At 62.8% G+C, this 16177-nt stretch carries 15 protein-coding genes and 1 tRNA gene; 4 read left to right on the top strand and 12 right to left on the bottom strand.

What is annotated here, in order from left to right; translation table 11 throughout:
- The first annotated feature begins 19 nt into the window (after positions 1-19).
- Positions 20-403 (top strand): RidA family protein, encoded by a 384-nt coding sequence (locus VFV96_08535; protein ID HEU5070444.1) that lies wholly within the window; start codon positions 20-22, stop codon positions 401-403.
- Between the two features lie 107 nt (positions 404-510).
- Here the strand turns inward: VFV96_08535 and VFV96_08530 are convergent, their stop codons facing one another.
- From VFV96_08530 to VFV96_08475, 12 genes are all read right to left on the bottom strand, one after another.
- Positions 511-858, bottom strand: coding sequence for a DUF5666 domain-containing protein (locus VFV96_08530; protein ID HEU5070443.1), 348 nt, complete (start codon positions 856-858; stop codon positions 511-513).
- Positions 859-1078: 220 nt separating this feature from the next.
- Entirely contained in the window at positions 1079-1861 is a 783-nt protein-coding gene (locus tag VFV96_08525) for a hypothetical protein (GenBank protein HEU5070442.1), read from the bottom strand.
- Positions 1858-3717, bottom strand: coding sequence for a hypothetical protein (locus tag VFV96_08520; protein HEU5070441.1), 1860 nt, complete (start codon positions 3715-3717; stop codon positions 1858-1860). Before VFV96_08520 ends, VFV96_08525 begins: the two co-directional genes overlap by 4 nt.
- A gap of 4 nt (positions 3718-3721) precedes the next feature.
- Positions 3722-4738, bottom strand: a complete 1017-nt coding sequence (locus VFV96_08515) for a hypothetical protein (protein ID HEU5070440.1) — start codon at positions 4736-4738, stop codon at positions 3722-3724.
- Positions 4735-5751: a VWA domain-containing protein gene (locus VFV96_08510; GenBank protein HEU5070439.1), complete on the bottom strand. Its 1017-nt coding sequence runs from the start codon at positions 5749-5751 to the stop codon at positions 4735-4737. Before VFV96_08510 ends, VFV96_08515 begins: the two co-directional genes overlap by 4 nt.
- Positions 5748-6788, bottom strand: a complete 1041-nt coding sequence (locus VFV96_08505) for a VWA domain-containing protein (protein ID HEU5070438.1) — start codon at positions 6786-6788, stop codon at positions 5748-5750. Before VFV96_08505 ends, VFV96_08510 begins: the two co-directional genes overlap by 4 nt.
- Positions 6785-7369 (bottom strand): hypothetical protein, encoded by a 585-nt coding sequence (locus VFV96_08500; GenBank protein HEU5070437.1) that lies wholly within the window; start codon positions 7367-7369, stop codon positions 6785-6787. Before VFV96_08500 ends, VFV96_08505 begins: the two co-directional genes overlap by 4 nt.
- A gap of 29 nt (positions 7370-7398) precedes the next feature.
- Positions 7399-8439: a DUF58 domain-containing protein gene (locus tag VFV96_08495; protein ID HEU5070436.1), complete on the bottom strand. Its 1041-nt coding sequence runs from the start codon at positions 8437-8439 to the stop codon at positions 7399-7401.
- A gap of 451 nt (positions 8440-8890) precedes the next feature.
- Positions 8891-11215: a beta-galactosidase gene (locus VFV96_08490; protein HEU5070435.1), complete on the bottom strand. Its 2325-nt coding sequence runs from the start codon at positions 11213-11215 to the stop codon at positions 8891-8893.
- 47 nt (positions 11216-11262) lie between these two features.
- Positions 11263-11724 (bottom strand): DUF4339 domain-containing protein, encoded by a 462-nt coding sequence (locus VFV96_08485; GenBank protein HEU5070434.1) that lies wholly within the window; start codon positions 11722-11724, stop codon positions 11263-11265.
- Positions 11725-11736: 12 nt separating this feature from the next.
- The gene (locus tag VFV96_08480; GenBank protein HEU5070433.1) at positions 11737-12717 is read right to left on the bottom strand and encodes a MoxR family ATPase; all 981 of its coding nucleotides are present in this window, start codon (positions 12715-12717) and stop codon (positions 11737-11739) included.
- A 479-nt stretch (positions 12718-13196) separates the two neighbouring features.
- Positions 13197-13273, bottom strand: a tRNA-Asp gene (locus VFV96_08475).
- Positions 13274-13554: 281 nt separating this feature from the next.
- Between VFV96_08475 and VFV96_08470 the strand changes: the two genes are divergently transcribed.
- From VFV96_08470 to pheA, 3 genes are read left to right on the top strand one after another with little or no spacing between them, the layout of a single operon-like run.
- Positions 13555-14364 carry a segregation/condensation protein A gene (locus VFV96_08470; GenBank protein ID HEU5070432.1) on the top strand — a complete coding sequence of 270 codons (810 nt, stop codon included), beginning with the start codon at positions 13555-13557 and terminating at the stop codon, positions 14362-14364.
- A gap of 1 nt (position 14365) precedes the next feature.
- Positions 14366-15088, top strand: coding sequence for an SMC-Scp complex subunit ScpB (gene scpB, locus VFV96_08465; GenBank protein ID HEU5070431.1), 723 nt, complete (start codon positions 14366-14368; stop codon positions 15086-15088).
- Between the two features lie 19 nt (positions 15089-15107).
- Complete coding sequence (gene pheA, locus VFV96_08460; protein HEU5070430.1) at positions 15108-16169, top strand: prephenate dehydratase; 1062 nt, start codon at positions 15108-15110, stop codon at positions 16167-16169.
- Positions 16170-16177: the final 8 nt, after the last annotated feature.

Here is a 16177-nt window from a genome sequence, read left to right as displayed (position 1 = left end):
GCAAGACTCCCGGCCCAACATGGCAACCAAATCCATCATCAAACCCGCGAAATCACCGGCTGCGGTCGGTCCTTACAATCACGCCGTGCGCACCGGCGACCTGCTGTTCAGTGCCGGGCAGATTCCCCTCGATCCGGCCACGGGCGAACTCGTGCCGGGCGACATCAAGGTGCAGACCGAACGGGTGTTGCAGAACGTGAAGGCGATTTTGGAGGATCAGAAGCTCACGTTTGCCAACGTGGTGAAGAGCACGGTGTTTCTCACCAACCTCGCCGACTTTGCCGGGATGAACGAAATCTACGCGAAGTATTTCACCAGCGATTTCCCGGCGCGCTCCACCATCCAGGTGGCGGCATTGCCCAAGGGCGCCAGCGTGGAGATCGAGATCATCGCGCATTTTTAAGCGCGACATTGGGGACTTCGATTCGAGCGGGGGCAGGTCAGGAATCCGATCGGCATGTGCTCATGCCGTGGCAGCCCGGATTCCTGACCACGAGTTTGCAGCGACTTTTATTTGGGCGCTGGAACCACCATTACCATGGTGGCTGCCGACTTGCCGTCGGCGGTTAGCTTGGCCAGCCCGTGGACTTGATCGCCCACGGCGATTTCGCCCAGGGTGATTGTCTTGCCGGTTTTGGTCAGCTTCGTGTTCGCGGAGATGCTGTAGGCTTTGCCGCCCACCGTGAGCGTGTTGGCCGTGGTGTCCACCGCTTCGACTTTCCCGCGGAACGGTTTGACCTCGGCTGTCTTTTCCGACACCGGAACAGGCGAATGTAATGCCGCGGCAAACGCCGGCGTGTAAAGCCAGCCAACCGTCACCGCACTCAGAGCTATCACTGCAATTTTGTTCAGTTTCATAATTTGCCTTTCAGGGTTTGAGGCTCCACATCTGCCGTGCAGAAGGCATGCCAGCCGGTGCAATCACGGGCACGCGCGTAAAATGGCGTGTTTCTGGTGAAAAGTCGGGATATAGCCGTGCAAAGCTCTCGCACGTTGCAACGGGCAAACTGCATTTGCCGCAAATTGCAAAGCGACCTTGCGTTGTTGTAACCCGGGGACGCTTGCTACTGTCCGTCACTTAATCCGGACAAATGCGGCTGAACTGGCGGCGCTCCACCCAGCCCCGTCCGTAAGGTGTTTGAATCAGGGCATACTGGCCATGCGTGCGTTCCCAGCGCGCCGGCACGCCTGGCGGCAGCGAGGAGAGCTGCTGTGCATCGGCGGTGGGGGTCAATCGCAGCGGGGTGTCCTTTTCCAGCACGAACCCGATGCGCGCCCGGGTGTGGATGCCGGCCAGTGCGGGCAGGCACAGCAGAAATATTGCGAAACCGCCGGCCGCCAGCGCTTGATGCCAGCCAGTCCGCCGCCAGCGAAAGATGCGGGGCAGCATCACCATGGCCACGGCGAACCAGAAACTGCCGGCCGCGAGCGCGGACCAGACATTCACCGGCAGCCATTCGGACGCTGCCTCATACCACGTCAATTCCGGCGCTTCGAGCTGCGCGGTCTTGCGGGCGAAGCGCAGGTTCGCACGGGCGGCATCATTGAAGGGGTCCACCCAAAGCGAGCGCTCCCACGCAAGAATGGCCCGCCCGCGCCGTCCGCTTTGCCACTCGGCCAGCCCGAGATTTTGCAGCGTGCCTGCAGCGGGAATCTGCCCGGCTGCGGCGGCGAAGGCGGTGGCGGCGGTGGCGTAGTCACCCAGGGCGTAGGCGTTGGTGCCCTGCTGAAAGGCGTCCGGTCCGGCATGACCCGATTGAGGCGCGGCCAGCAGCAACAACAGCAGTGCCACACGGGTCGCGCTCCGCCCCGGACCTGTGCGGGTTGTCGTCGGCTTCAAATTGGCGGCCACGGGTTTCATTGCAATTTCTCCTCCAGCCACGCGAGCACGGTTTCCAGGTCGGTGCGCAGGCTCAACAGGTCCTTTGCGGGAGCGGTTTGCGCGGCGAAACGCTCCGCATCAGCGGCGGCGAACAAATGGCGCACCACGGCACCGAGTTCCGCCGCGCGTTGGTTTTCCACAAGCAACGGCAGCACGTCGCTGCTGACCAGCGCGCGCGGTTCGGCCGGGTAATGTGGTGCGCACGCCACCCGCAGGGCGTTGACGGCGCAGGCGGTAAAGCGTGGGGTGTCGCCGTGGCTGGCGGCTTTGCGCAGCGCCGTTCGTTCGCGGCGCAACGCCCGGCGGGCGCGCCGGCGCAGGAGAATTTCCGGGTGCGCGGCGAAGAGTCGTCGCCGCCGATCCCACCACCAAAGACCGCCCAAAACGAGCGCGGGCAGGGTCTGCGCCAGGAGAAACCCGCCCCGATTTTGCCACGACACCAGCCCGGTCATCGTGCGGCCCGGCGTGGGTGCGAGCGCGCCGAGCGTCGGTTCGCGCTCGCGTGTTGCGGGCGTCGAAGCCGTCGATCCCAGTGCGGTCAGGTCCACCGGCGCAGTTCCGGGGGCAACGTGCACCGGCACGGCTGGAATGCTCAGATTGACGAATTTGGCCTTGTCTGGATCAAAGTAGCTGAACGGAATGACCGGTGTCGCTTCCGTGGTGGTGATGGGAATCAGCGTGTAAGTGAAGGTGGTGAAACCCCGCGCTTGAATGAGCTGGGCCGGGGCCTTGTCCGGTTCGCCGGCAAACACCCGCCAGCCCCTGGCGGCGGGCGGTGGCGGCGGCACCAGCCGGGCCAGATTGCCTTCACCGCGGACGTTGACGGTGAGCGTCAACGGATCGCCGACGTGCAATTGCCGGGCCGTCAGCACCGGTGTGTCGAGCTGGAACTGGCCGATGGCTCCGTTGTAGCCGGGCAACTCGCCCTCCCGTGGCACGGGGCGCACCTGCAACGTTACGGGCGGTGTGTCGAGCAGAACGTAGCGGGGCACCCCGCCGGGAATCACCGCCTGTCCGGTGATGACGATCGGCCCGGAGAACCGGTTGCCGGCGGTGAATCCCTGGGCCGACAACTCAATGCGACCGGCCTGGATGGGCGTGATGGTGGTTTCGTAAATGAACGTCGTGACGTTGCTGCCGCCCTGATTCAACGGCTTGACCATTTGCCGCGCCGACAACGGATCGCTCATGAAGCCTGCGCCGTTCAGCGTGACCATGCTCAGCGCCTGCACAATGCCGCCGGGCCCGGCAGGCAGGGTGATGCGCACGTTGACGGGCTGGCCAATGAACGGATGGGTGGCGTCCGTTTCCAGATGCAGTTGGAGCGCCGCGGGGACCGGCGTGGCGGGATTGGTGACCACGGTCAACTGCGCCGCCGGCACGGTGACGGGCTTGCCGTAGACATAAACCAGGAAGCGCGGCGCGGTGAAGGTGCCCGCCGCGCCGGCGGTTGTCCGGTAATTGAACGTAGTGAAGGGCCGGATTTGTCCGCCCAGGCTGGAAAAAATCTGGCCGCGCGCGCTGGCTCGCAAAGTCAGTGCGTCGGGCGCGATGACGTCCTCCGGCCATTTGATTGAGTCCTGCAGGGCGTTAAACGTGACACGGTAGGTTGCCGTTCCGCCGGGCCGGATGACGGGCGGATCGAATTCCGCCGTGGCTTCCACGGGCGAGGTGGTGTCGATCTGCGGTTGCGACGTCAACAACGCCACCGCGGGATCGGGGGCCGGTGGCGGTGCAGTTTGGGCCGGACTCGTGGCGCTCCAACCAACGACGAGCAACAACCCGGCGAACCGGGTCAGTGCGGGGTGATTTATCAATGTCTCGGGACGGCGCATGATATCACCACGTGGGGCGGTTTGGATCGAGCGGCTTGCCTTGTTGATCCTGACCCATGGGCAGGCGGCGATCGCCATCAAGCCGGTAGCCATTCAAGATCTGACTCGCCTCTTCGGGGCTGAGCTTCATTTCCTTGCCCGTCTTGCCGGCGCCTTCCTGCATGCCCGGTTGCGGGCCCTCGGGCATGTCCTCGTCCTCGTCATCCTCGCCCGGTGCACCCGGCGGCATCCGCGAATCGGGAATCTTGCCGCGCATCTGCTTCATCTTCTCCTTCAACTGCTGCCGGGCTTGCGCCGCGGCGGCCATCGCCTGTTGCATTTCGCGGATCTGGTCGATCAGGCGCGCGATCTGCCGTTCCACGACCTCCGCGTTCTGGCGGGCGTTCGCGTCGTGCGGGTTCAACTCGGCGGCACTTTTGAAATCATCGGCCGCGCGCTGCCAGCGTTGGAGCACGCCGCCATAAGCCTCGAGCGCCTGCCGCACGGCCTTCATCGCGCCGCTCAATTCATGGCGGGCGCCGGCGCCCTGCAGATAGGCGGCGACCAGGCGGTCCACGTCCTGGCCGGCCAGCGCGTTGTCAGCGGATCGAATGGCCGCCTCGCCCTGCCACGCGGCATTACGCGCGCGCGCCGCGGCCTGCCGTCCATCAGGCGCCTTCTTGAGTTCTTCAACCCCCTGGGCAAAACGGACGTGCCCGAGATTGTAGAGCGCCGCCGGCTGTAATGCCGGATCCTGCCTGCCAATCGCCGTTTGCAAATACGATTCGGCCTCGCGCAGCCTGCCCGCGCGCAGCAGCCGCGTGCCGGCGTTGAAGTATTCCCGCGGCGTGACCGGTGCGGCATCGGCCACGGTGTTGGTCGCGCCGTCGGCCGCTTGGGCGAAGCCTTTGCCCAGGCCGAAGAACAGCGCCAAGGTCAGCCCGAGGCCGCCCATCGCACGAACGAAAGGTCGGGCAAAGCCGGAGCGCAGCCCGCTCCTGGCGTCGCAGACCGCATTCGGCATTTGGATGTCGTGGTTCATGTTCGGCGGCGTGTGCCCATCAAGGATTCCGCGACGACCAGCAATAATACCGCAGCGATGGGCAGATGAAAACGGTCCACGCCGTGTTTCCGCAGGGCGGTGGCTTCACCGGCGACAATGCGGTTCTCCAGCGCGGCGCGCACGCGCGCCAGGTCTTCACCGAGCGGCCCCAGAGGATGATACGCGCCGTGCGTGGCATTCGCGATGGCCCGCAACGTGGCCTCATCCAGCCGGCTGCGCACCACGTTGCCCTGCGGATCGCGGAGCAGGGTGGGCTGGCCCCGGTCGTTCAGCACTTGAATCTCCGCGCCGGCCGGAGTGCCCACGCCGATGGTAAACACCAGCACGCCCTTTTTGGCGAGGTCTTCGGCCATTTTCACGCCGCTCTTTTCCAGGTCCTCGCCGTCCGTGATGAGGATGACGAGCTTGCTGCGGTCCTCCTTGTCCATCGCGCGGAACGCCTCGTCCAGGGCGCGCCCCACGTCCGTGCCCGCGACGGGAATGGTTCTGTCGTCCATGGCCATCAAAGCGTCGCGAAACGCATCGTAGTCCAGCGTCAGCGGACATTGCAAAAACGCCTGTCCGGCGAACGCCACGAGGCCAACGCGGCCCTGGCCGCGCTGCTGGACAAAATCCAGAATCGCGAGCTTGGCGCGCTGCAACCGGTTGGGCGCCACGTCCGCCGCCAGCATGCTGCGCGAGCAATCGAGGACGAAGACCACATCGTCGCCAAGCAGCTGGGTTTCGCCAAGGTGTGCCTCGCCCCATTGGGGCCGGGACAGCGCGAGGCCGATGCCGCCCACGGCGAGGGCGAGCATGATGTCCTTCAGGCGCCGCCGGCCCGGACTGTGCGAACGCGTGAGCGCGGCAACCAGTTCCGGCGCGGCCATGCGGGCCAGTTGCTGCTGCCGGGCGCGCGCTGCGTAACGCTGCAACACCACGACCAGTGCGGGACCGAGCACTGCGAGCCAGAGCCAGGCCGGTTCGGCGAAATGGGGATCGGCAAAGTTCACGGCACCCTCCGATAACGTGTGTTGATCAGCACCAGTTCCAGCGCCAGCAGCCCGAGTGCGGCCAGCAACGGCCACTGGAACAACGGCGTGTAGGTCGTGAAACGGCGCAGCTTCACCTCGGTTTTCTCCAGCCGGTCAATGTCATTGTAGATGCTCTGCAACTCACGGCGGTTCGTGGCGCGGTAAAACCGCGCGCCCGACAGCGCCGCCATTTTGCCGAGCACGTCGTAATTCGCCGGCTGGATGGTCATGGTCGGCACGACGTTGCCCGCCGGGTCGAGCAGCAGCTTGCCGGTGTTTGGGTCGAACCGCGGCAGCTGGCACGGCTGATCGATGCCGATGCCGATGGTGTAAACCTTCGCGCCCAGCGCGGCGGCCAGCTGCGCGGCGGGCACGGGATCAATCTCGCCGCGATTGTTGTCGCCGTCGGTCAGTAGAATGATGATGCGGCTCTTGGCCTCCTTCTGCGCCTGCAGCCGTTTTGCCGCGGCCGCCGTCGCGTCGCCGATGGCGGTGCCCAGCTCCTTGATGGTGCCGACGTGCAGGCGTTGCAGGTTCTCGACCAGCCAGTCGTGATTCAACGTGAGCGGACTGGCGAGATACGGCACGGCGGAAAAGGCGATGAGCCCAATGCGGTCATTCGGCCGCTTGCGGATGAAGTCCTCCATGACCTGCGATGCAATGTCGAACCGCGAGATCCGCTCCACGGGCTTGCCCATGTCCAGCGCAATCATGGACCACGAGAGGTCGAGCACGAGCATGATGTCCACGCCGCTGGTGTGCGTCTCGGTGCGGTCATTGGCAAAGCGCGGACCGGCCAGGGCGACTATGAGCAGCGCTGCGGTAAGCAGCCGCAGGAACAGAAACAGCCGTCCGACGGCCGCCCGTGCCGTGGCCCCGGCGGCGCGGGCGATGTCCGCACTCGAAAACACCAGAGCGGACAGCTTGCCAGCGCGCCCCCGCAGAAACGCATAAACCGGCAGGAGCGCGAGGAGCGCCAGCACCCAGGGAAATTGAAACTGGAAGCTGGTGTTCATGCGGATTGGGCCGGGCCGGCTGCGGCGCGCAACCGGGCGCGCCGGGCTTCAGCCTGTTCCACCAGCGCAAGCGCCCGGTTCGCGGCGCGGCAAGGTTCCCCGCCCGCGGCCGGCGCAAATTTCCGTTCGTCGCAGGCCCGCAGGAAGTCGCCCAGCGCGGCGGCGAGTTCGGGGCCGATGCGTTCGCTCGCGTTCAACCGGGCGCAAAACTCGGTCGTCGTTGACTCATCGGGCCGGAGCCAGAAGGCCGTGGTCAGATAATTCCGCAACGCCCGTGAGATCTGGCTCAACACGGCGCCGTCCTCGGGCTGACCTTGCAGCGCCATCAGCGTGACGCGGGCTTGCACCGCGGGCGCCACGAGCACCGGCGGCTTGCCGGGACGCAACCACCACCACACGGTGAACGCAAGGGCCAGGAGGAGCAGGGGAATCGCAATCCACAGCGTCCAACCGAACCGCTCCCACAGAGTGGGCGGAATTTCGCGGAGCGGCGGCGCCAGCGGCGGGATGTCGTCAGCCGGGTTTGATGCTGGTTGGGCAAAGACGGTTGTCCCCACCACCAGCAGAATGGCCGACGCCAAGCGCCAATTCCCCATCATCAAGGGCCGCTTCACCCGCGCCTCCTTCCGCGTCGGGTTTCAAAGAAGCGCTGCAGCGTGGGCGCAAAGTCCGTGGCCGTGGTGAAGCGCAGCGTTTCGACGCCGGCGCGATTCAAGGCCCGGTCGAGTTCCGCCAGACGCCCGGAGTTGACCTGGACAAACTTTTCCCGCACGGCCGCACGGCTGGAATCGAGTTCGAGCAGCTCGCCAGTTTCCGCATCTTCAATCGTCAGCAGACCCGCGCCCGGCAGCGTGCTCTCGCGCGGATCATGCAGATGCAGGCAGACGAGATCGTGACGGGCATTGGTCAGGCCGAGTTCTTGGAGGACGTCGCGGTTGGCAGCCGTGGGAAACCCATCCCTGACCCCTCCCAGGAGGGGAACTCCGAAAGTGGCCGCGCTCGGTGAACTGCTCCCCTCCCTGGAGGGGCCGGGGGTGGGTTCGTTTGAGTGACTCTTCGCTCTCGCCGAATCGGAGTTCGGCGCTCCGAAGCTGTGCAGAAAATCCGTCATCAGAAAAACAATCGAGCGGCGCTTGATGACGTGGTTCACGAAATTCAGCGCGGCGGGGATGTTTGTTCCCTTGCGCTTCGGTTCGAACGCGAGCATTTCGCGGAGCACGCGCAGGATGTGACGACGACCTTTGCGCGGCGGGAGGTAAAGTTCGACTTCATCGGTGAACAGCAGCAACGCCACCTTGTCGCTGCTGCGCGAGGCGGAGAGGGCGAGCGTGGCGGCAATTTCGGTGGCGAATTCGCGCTTCGTCCGGCGCAGCGAGCCGAAGGCGGATGATGCCGAGATGTCCACGGCGAGCACGACGGCGAGTTCGCGTTCCTCGCGGTAGCGCTTCACGAACGGGCGGCCCATGCGGTAGGTGACGTTCCAATCAATGTCCCGCACGTCGTCGCCGGGAATGTATTCGCGGAGCTCCTCGAAGTCCATGCCGCGGCCCTTGAAATGGCTGAGGTAGGCGCCGACCATCGTGTCGTTCACGAGCCGGTTCGTGCGCACTTCAACGCGGCGGACAGTGGCGAGGAGTTCAGAGAGGTTCATGGGATTTACGATTTATGAATTACGATTTATGAGGCCCATGAAATCTCGAGCGATCGGCGAGATGCGATTGGGATTCTAATCCCCTCGAATTCGATGGGTTTACAATCGCGGGTAAATTCGACGCGTTCTCCCTCACCCTTGATCCCTCTCCCGCTGGGAGAGGGAGACAGCGAGCGGAGGATCACGTTTCTTCGGATGACCGTCCGGCGAACCCAGTCGCAGGTTGTCGCGCGAGACGGCGAGGGATTCTCCCTCTCCCAGCGGGAGAGGGCCGGGGTGAGGGAGAAAACGTCAGATGCGCGGCCAGGCAATAGTGGCGCGGGCGTCTCGCCCGTGTGTTGATGCTGCAGGGAGATGGCGGAGCAACAGGAACCAGAGAATGACCTCACGGGCGAGACGCCCGTGCCACTACCAACGCGTAAATCGCAAATCGTAAATCGTAAATGCATCGTCACTTGGTGACCAAACCATCGCCCACGTAAACCTTGTAGTCCTTGATCCGCCCGCCGCCCTGACCTTGGCGCGGGGTGTAGCGGAACCCGGCGACTTCGCGGGATTGGCCGAGGTCGAGGATGAGGCGGTGAGGGTGGTTCGGCTTTTTGTTGCTCCATTCGGTGTGCCAGAAGTTGGCGGTCTGACCGTCAATTGCGTTTTCGGCGGTGCCATCTTCCTTCGCCCGCTCCTCGCTGTCCACATAGGCGACGGTCCAGCCTTCGTGGCTCAACGGTTTGCCGTCGGCATCGAGCAATTCGAGTTCAGCGATGGCGGCGTAGGGCTGGCCGTCTTGCGCGCTCAGGGTTTCAAGGCAGAAGAAACGGCCCTTGGCGGACGCGGCGAATTTCACGTCCTGCTGCGCGGCTCCGGCAGCGAACGCGGCGGCGTGGACGGGCTTCGCGCTTTCGAGATGCAGCTTCACCTCGGCGCGCCGCACGCGGGCGAAATCTTTCTCCGGGTGCAGCTCGTCGAGGATCGGGTGATCGAGCGCGGCGATGACGGGCTTCTCCGGTCCGAGCAGGTCGAGGATGATGATTTCGTTCGCACCTTTCTTGAGCCAGCAGCCGGGGACATACATCGTCTGCTGCGGGCCGATGTTCCAATAGCGCCCGAGGTTGTGGCCGTTGACCCACGCGTAACCTTTGCCCCATGGACGCATGTCGAGCCAGGTGTCGCCGGATTTTTCAACGTTCACAGTGGCTCGGTAGAAGGCCGGACCAGGCGGTTTGGCGGAATAAAATTTCAAATCGCCAAGCATCGTACCATCGAGTGGAAGCTTGAAGATCGCCCAATTCGTCAACTCTTTCCCGCCGAGTGTCACAGGCCCGTGAATCCCTTTGCGGTCATGTACCTCAACACCAAAATTTACCCGCCCCATTGCTTCAACAATCAATGTCAGCGCGCCAGCCTCTTTGCGGTCGGGCAATTGAACTTTGTAATGGTTGCTTCGGCGATCCATAAAGCCAATGCGCTTTCCATTCAGAAGCACCTGCGCGTTGTCGTGAACGGCCTTTGCTTCTAATGTCGCTGCTGACCCGGAGGGGACAATCGTGTGGTAAACGATGCAGCCAAAGCCTTGATCATACTGTTCAAAGTTGTGTGGTTGTTCATCGGAAACGGGCTCAAAGCCATTTGAAACGATCGGCGCAAACTCCTTCACCTCTACCGGGGGAACCGAAATCACCGGATTCTTCGCCGGCGGTTCGGGAATGGTTTCGCCCGGGAGCAGATGCTTCGCGAACAGCTCGCGTGTTTTGTAGAATTTATCCGTCGGCCAACCAGCTTCGCTGATGGGCGCGTCGTAATCGTAGCTCGATGTGTCAGGCTTGAAGGGCCGGTCCGCGCCGCTCCAAAAGCCGAAGCTCGTCCCGCCATGCGCCATGTAGATGCTGAACGACGCGCCTTCCTTCAGCATGGTTTCGAGGTCCTTCAGATATTGATCGGTCTTGCCGAGGTGATGCGGCGAACCCCAGGTATCGAACCAGCCGGGATAGAATTCGCCGCACATGAGCGGGCCTTGCGGGAGGATTTCGCGGAGCGCCTTGAAGCCGGCGGCGGGATCGGAGCCAAAGTTGACGACGGGGAACAGGTCTTTGCGATAGCCATTCTTGAGCGCATAAGGCGGATTGCACGCGAAGAGCGGCACGTCGAACCCGGCGTCAATCATCGCCTGGCGGAGTTCGCCCATGTATTCGGCGTCCTTGCCGTAGAAGCCGTATTCGTTCTCGACCTGCACCATGAGGATGGGACCGCCCTTGGTGACTTGCAGCGGGCCGAGCACGCGGCCGACTTCCTTGAGGTAACGCTTGGCGGCGTCGAGATAGCGCGGATCGCGGGTGCGGAGCTTGATGTCGTCGTATTTGAGCAGCCACCAGGGCAGGCCGCCCATTTCCCATTCGGCGCAGGCGTAGGGGCCGGGCCGCAGGATGACCCACAAACCCTCCGCCTGCGCGAGGCGACAGAATTCGGCGATGTCGGCCTGCCCGGACCAGTCGAATTCGCCGGGGCGCGGCTCCACCATGTTCCAGAAGAGGTAGGCGCAAACGGTGTTCAAGCCCATCGCCCTGGCCATCTGCAAACGGTGCCGCCAATATTCCCGGGGCACGCGCGCGGCATGAATTTCGCCACAACGAATCTGAAACCGCTGGCCGTCGAGCAGGAAATCATTTGTGCCGATGGCGAATGTGTGCGCGGCCTTCGCGGGCGTGGGCCGGACGGGTTGTGCTATGCAGGCGTTGCATGAGGCTAGAGCGAGCGTGGCGAGGAGGGCTTGGAGCTTCATGAGATTGAAAATCTTTTTGGCGATGTAATCTAAAGCGTGGTTTATGGCTACTGCCCAGATAACTCCGGAAACTCGGAAAGCATTCTCCACTCCTTATCTCCCTCACGCACAACTAAAGTATCGTCGGCAATTGTTCCAGAATGCCGAAACGCTAACATTTGTCCCAAGGAATGCGGGCCGGAATCAGTGCCATCGACAGAATAGAAGTATGAATAGGTATGCGTTGCCTTGGGCTTGAGTGTCTTAGCCGGGGCATGTGCAGTATCGCTGGGAGGATAATACTGTTGCATAAGCATCTGCCCTCGTGGCGTATCTACTGGAATCATCTTGCCAGCGCAACGATCGCAAACCTCTTCTTGTGATGACCGTCGCCATATTGAGTAAAAAAGACCGGGAACGAAGAAAAAGAGCCAAAGTAAAATCTCAAGTCCCAAACTCCCTTTGGTTCGTGTCGTGGTATGGCCAATGGTTCCACATTCCTGACAAATCTGGATGGTTTCGTTTGCCATTTCTGTTTCTCCTCACGGCACCGGCACGGCGTTGAAAATCTTCTTGATGATGGCGTCCGTCGTCACCGCCTGCGCCTCGGCTTCGTAGGTCAGGATGATGCGGTGGCGGAGCACGTCAGGGCCGATGCTCTTCACGTCCTCGGGTGTGACGTAGGCGCGGCCTTGCAGGAGCGCCCAGGCCTTTGCCGCAACCGTCAGGTAAATCGTCGCTCGTGGCGAGGCGCCGAATTGGATGAAGTTCTTCACGTCCAGCTTGTATTTCTCCGGCTGCCGCGTGGCGAACACGACGTGGACGATGTAATCGCGCACCTTGTCGTCCACGTGAATCTGGTCCACCAGCTGGCGCGTCTTGCGGATTTCATCGAGCGCAATGACCGGCTTCACCACCGTCTCCGGCGCGGTGAAGGCCATCCGGTCGAGAATTTTTCGCTCCTCCTCAAACGAAGGGTAGTCGAGCAGCACCTTGAACATGAACCGGTCCACCTGCGCCTCGGGCAGCGGATAGGTGCCTTCCTGGTCGATCGGGTTTTCCGTGGCCAGCACGAGGAACGGCGAGGGCAATGGCATGGTTTCGCCACCGAGCGTGACCTGGCGTTCCTGCATGGCTTCGAGCAAGGCGGATTGAACCTTGGCCGGGGCGCGGTTGATTTCGTCGGCGAGGACGAAGTTGGCGAAGACCGGGCCGCGCGTGGCGTGGTATTTGCCGTCCTGCGGATTGTAAATCAGCGTGCCGACGATGTCGGCGGGCAGCAGGTCGGGCGTGAACTGGATGCGATGAAACGTGGCGTGAATCGCTGCGGCCAGCGTGCGGACGGACAGGGTTTTGGCCAGCCCGGGCACGCCTTCCAGCAAGACGTGGCCATTGGCGAGCAGGCCGACGAGCAGGCGATCCACGAGTTGTTCCTGGCCGACGATGACGTGGGCGATTTCCTCGCGCAATTGCTTGATCCAACGGGCAGTTGCCTGCACCTGCTCATTCAACGGTGTGCTCATTCCCGGCAATCTAGGTAACGAGTGAAGCCGACTCAAGTTATCTGGGCGAGCCGCACGTCGTGATCGTCAAAGTCCCGGGGACAATCGGTGGCGTCAATGTTGGAACGGCGGTTAAAACCGCGCTTCGGTTTGCCCGGCTTCAATTGGCGACCTGCTTGGCAAGACAACCGCGGGACAATGGATCGGGCAACCGGCGATTTGGGCCAGCCCCTCGGAGCAATTAAAGGATGAGGCCTCAACCTTTAATTGTGAGGGGCCAAATTAAAGGATGCGTTAATTGCCTTCGGCCCTGCGACGAACTGGATTGCTGCGAAACCTGGCGCAACGTCCGCCAAGGCCGCAAAGGCAAAAGGAACCGATGGGTCGTATCCAACAGCCAGATTTGCAAACCATCGGCCGATGCGGGTATGAGTGGTTCGGCAGACTGCTTGGTTTGCGGCCTTCGCGCTCGTTGTGTGAAGTTGGAGCCTGCGGGAAAGTGGCGGGAGTGGCGGGGCTCGAACCCGTAACCTCTGCCGTGACAGGGCAGCGCTCTAACCAATTGAGCTACACCCCCGCAATGGGGCGCAAACAGTAGTCGGCCGCCGGCGAAGCGTCAAGCCTCACGGCGGCCAAAACTGCGTTCGGGTGGCAGACGCCAAGGAGGTGGGGGTGGGGAACCCCGCTGAAGAAACGTGCTGCCACCCGAACTGTTTTCAACTTATGTTTCCCCACCGCCCCCTGTCAACTGGTTCGTCGGGGGACAGAAAATGGGACAGCCAAATCGTGCTCCGGCGTTGCCAAGCCGGTCGGCCCCGGCATAGCATCCACCGTCCCGCGTTTACCGGTTGGGGCGTCATGGCTGAATACAAAGTCCAGTTCGAGGTCTTCGAAGGTCCGCTCGACCTCCTTCTTTATCTCATTAAGAAGGAGGAGGTTGACATTTATGAAGTCAATTTGACCCAGCTCGCCACCAAGTTCATCGAATACATCGAGACGATGCGGATGCTCGATTTGGAAATCGCCGGCGAATTCGTCGTCATGGCCGCGACCCTCATGTATATCAAGAGCCGTGAACTGCTGCCGAAGGAGCAGCAGGTCGAAACCGAAGGCGAGGAGGACGGCGATGATCCGCGCTGGGAACTGATCCGGCAGCTCGTCGAATACAAGAAATTCAAGGACGCCGCCGCCCGGTTGCAGGAAATGGAAATCCGTCAGGGGGCCATCTTCCCGCGCCTCCCGCCCAAGCTCGAATTTGACCGGGATGCGCCGGCCAACAAGGCCGAAGCCTCGATTTTCGACCTGGTCAATGCCGTCAGCACGATCCTCAAGCGATTCAGCGAGAAGAAGGAGGATCTGCGAGAAATCTTTGAGGACAAATGGTCGGTGAGCGAAAAGATTGATTTGTTGCGCCGCTCCATTTCCACCCAGTCGCGCCTGAAGTTCTCCGAATTGTTTGCGAACGCCACGAGCCGCACCGAGGTGGTGGTCACCTTTCTGGCCATGCTGGAGTTGATCCGCCTCAAAGTGCTGGTGGCCCTGCAATCCGAGGCATTTGGCGACATCGAAATTGGCCGAGGCCCGCAGGCCGAGCCCGCGCCCAGCCTGAGTCCTGCCCCGGAAACCAACGCTTGGGAGCTGGACCAGGCCAACACCCAGACCGCTTAAGATGGAGTTGAAATTCATTCTGGAGGCGCTGCTGTTTGCCGCGCAAAAGCCGCTGACCACCCGCGAATTGCGTGACGTGTTCGCCAGCGCCGTCGAGCATGCGGAAAACGACGAGGTCGTCCGGGGATTCCGCAAGGTGAAGGAAGCCGAACTGGAGTCCGCCCTGCAGCAGCTCGCGGTGGAGCACGAACAGGCCGCCCGCAGCTACCGGCTGGCGTGCGTGGCCGGCGCGTGGCAGTTCGTGACGCAACCCGACTACGCGCCGTGGCTCAAGGCATTGGTCGGCCACAAGGCTCGTCCGCCGCGGTTGTCGCAGCCGGCCCTCGAAACCCTGGCCATCGTGGCCTATCGCCAGCCGCTGACGCGTTCGGAGATTGAACAAGTCCGTGGCGTGAGCGTGGACGGCGTGATGCAGACCCTGTTGGAACGCGGACTCATCGAGCAGGTCGGGCGTGCGGAAGCCGCCGGCCGGCCCGTGACTTACGGGACGACGCCGGTGTTCCTCGAATATTTCGGGCTGCGGGCGCTGGATGATTTGCCGGCGGCTGATGAACTGCGGCGCATTCCGGTTGAGAAACCGCCGCTGGCAACGGCCGAGCCCGGCCTGGCCACCGTGCCGCCGGAGCCGCTGGCGGCCACGCCGGTTGAGCCGGCGAATTCCCCGGAAGCCGCCGAGGCCCCGCCTGCGCCGGAACCGCCGGCCGATGTGCCGCCGACGGCTTGAATTGATCAAGGAGGCTGCCGTGAACATTTCCGAACATCGCAAAGCCATCGACGCGCTCGACGCACAGATTGTCCGGCTGCTCAACGAGCGCACCAAGCACGTGCTCGAAATCGGCCATCTCAAGCGCAAGGACGGCGAGGAAATCTACGCACCGCACCGCGAACTGGCCGTGTTCAACCGCGTGTGCAAGCTCAACGAAGGACCGATCACGGACGACTCCATCCGGGCCATCTATCGCGAGATCATGTCGAGTTCACTGTCCGTGGAAAAGTCCATGACCATTGCGTATCTCGGGCCGGAAGCGACGTTCACGCATCAGGCGGCCATCAAGAAATTCGGCGCCAGCCTCAGTTACGCGCCGCAAAAAACCATCACCGACGTTTTCCGTGAAGTCAGCCGCGGTCGGGCCGAATACGGCGTGGTGCCCGTCGAGAATTCCACCGAAGGCGTGGTGACGCACACGCTCGACATGTTCGTGGACAGCGACCTGAAGATTGTCGCGCAAATCATCCTGCCGATTCAGCAATGCCTCATGAGCCGGGTGGCGCGGTCGCGCATCCAGAAGCTTTACGTCCACCCGCAATCGCTCGCGCAATGCCGCGGCTGGATCGCCCGGAAATTTCCCCAGGCGGAAATCATTGAAACCTCATCCAACGCCCGCTCCGCCGAACTCGCGGCCAAGGATCCCAAGGCCGGCGCCATTGGCGGTGCCTTGGCGGCCGGGCAATACGGTCTGACCGTGCTGGAAAAGGACATCCAGGACAACACGGCCAACGCGACGCGCTTTCTCGTGCTCGGGCGCAAGTGCCCGCCCGCCACGGGCAATGACCGCACCAGCCTCATGTTCAGCGTGGTGGACGCCGTGGGCGCCCTGCATCGCGCGCTGGCGCCGTTTCGCCGTTACCGCATCAACATGACGAAAATCGAATCGCGCCCGAGCAAGCGGAAGGCGTGGGAGTATTTCTTCTTTGTGGATTGCGACGGCCATCAGGCCGACCGCCGCGTGGCGAAATCAATCGAGCAGCTCACGCAGCACTGCAGCTTCGTGAAAGTGCTCGGGTCGTATCCCAACGTGGAATAATCCGGGCC

This window comes from Verrucomicrobiia bacterium, from assembly GCA_035765895.1.
GTDB lineage: Bacteria > Verrucomicrobiota > Verrucomicrobiia > Limisphaerales > DSYF01 > DSYF01.
This window is presented reverse-complemented; position numbering and strand designations above follow the sequence as displayed.

Bases quoted from the DNA above. Each gene is read 5' to 3' on its own strand.
- VFV96_08485 (HEU5070434.1), bottom strand. From the start codon at position 11,724: ATGGCAAACGAAACCATCCAGATTTGTCAGGAATGTGGAACCATTGGC.
- VFV96_08515 (HEU5070440.1), bottom strand. From the start codon at position 4,738: ATGAACCACGACATCCAAATGCCGAATGCGGTCTGCGACGCCAGGAGC.
- VFV96_08495 (HEU5070436.1), bottom strand. From the start codon at position 8,439: ATGAACCTCTCTGAACTCCTCGCCACTGTCCGCCGCGTTGAAGTGCGC.
- scpB (HEU5070431.1), top strand. From the start codon at position 14,366: ATGGAGTTGAAATTCATTCTGGAGGCGCTGCTGTTTGCCGCGCAAAAG.
- VFV96_08470 (HEU5070432.1), top strand. From the start codon at position 13,555: ATGGCTGAATACAAAGTCCAGTTCGAGGTCTTCGAAGGTCCGCTCGAC.
- VFV96_08505 (HEU5070438.1), bottom strand. From the start codon at position 6,788: ATGAACACCAGCTTCCAGTTTCAATTTCCCTGGGTGCTGGCGCTCCTC.
- VFV96_08520 (HEU5070441.1), bottom strand. From the start codon at position 3,717: ATGCGCCGTCCCGAGACATTGATAAATCACCCCGCACTGACCCGGTTC.
- VFV96_08525 (HEU5070442.1), bottom strand. From the start codon at position 1,861: ATGAAACCCGTGGCCGCCAATTTGAAGCCGACGACAACCCGCACAGGT.
- VFV96_08535 (HEU5070444.1), top strand. From the start codon at position 20: ATGGCAACCAAATCCATCATCAAACCCGCGAAATCACCGGCTGCGGTC.
- VFV96_08490 (HEU5070435.1), bottom strand. From the start codon at position 11,215: ATGAAGCTCCAAGCCCTCCTCGCCACGCTCGCTCTAGCCTCATGCAAC.
- VFV96_08530 (HEU5070443.1), bottom strand. From the start codon at position 858: ATGAAACTGAACAAAATTGCAGTGATAGCTCTGAGTGCGGTGACGGTT.
- VFV96_08480 (HEU5070433.1), bottom strand. From the start codon at position 12,717: ATGAGCACACCGTTGAATGAGCAGGTGCAGGCAACTGCCCGTTGGATC.